Here is a 584-nt window from a genome sequence, read left to right as displayed (position 1 = left end):
CTAGTCTTACTGCGTCACAAACGATGATCTGTGTAGTGGTCGAACTTGATCGCACAACAAGGACATCTCGACAGCATTCGGACCAGCCCATGTTCGAGCCGCCGTCGCATCGTCGCGATCGAATTTGGAATGTGACGTTGGGTCCGCAGCGGCAGATCCGCGGGGTCTGTAATCTGCGGGAATGCGATTGAGCGGGATCGGCCGGGCGCGCCGAGCGCCTGAGGGGGGAATCGTCTCCCGCTCGGAGATCAGGAATCCGTAGGCCGCAATGCACATCGTTGCGTGATGATGAAAGCCGCGCCAGCCGCGTCCCTCGAAGTGACCGAGCCCGACCTCCTGCTTGAGGTCCTGATAGTCGCGTTCGATGCGCCAGCGCAATTTAGCCGTCTCAACGAGCGTCCGGAATGCCACATCTTCCGGCAATGTCGAGAGCCAGTATTTGGTAGGCTGGTCCTCGCCTTTCGGCCATTCGATCAGCAACCACTCCTGCGCTCGCCGGGTGGTTTGCCAATAATCACGATGCGCGGCACGAACCCGCACGCGGGCAAAGCGCGAGGTCAGCTTTTCGTTCGTTCCTTGCCGCC

Annotated in this window: 1 protein-coding gene; it reads right to left on the bottom strand. The window is 60.3% G+C overall.

Going from position 1 to position 584, the window contains the following annotated elements:
- Positions 1-6: 6 nt before the first annotated feature.
- Positions 7-584 (bottom strand): transposase (locus FNJ47_RS46490; RefSeq protein WP_163163520.1); only part of this gene is annotated, 578 nt, incomplete at its 5' end.

Source organism: Bradyrhizobium uaiense, from assembly GCF_010811875.1.
Classification (GTDB): Bacteria; Pseudomonadota; Alphaproteobacteria; order Rhizobiales; family Xanthobacteraceae; genus Bradyrhizobium; species Bradyrhizobium uaiense.
The sequence above is the reverse complement of the archived record's forward strand: the minus strand, read 5'-3'. Positions and strand labels throughout refer to the sequence as shown.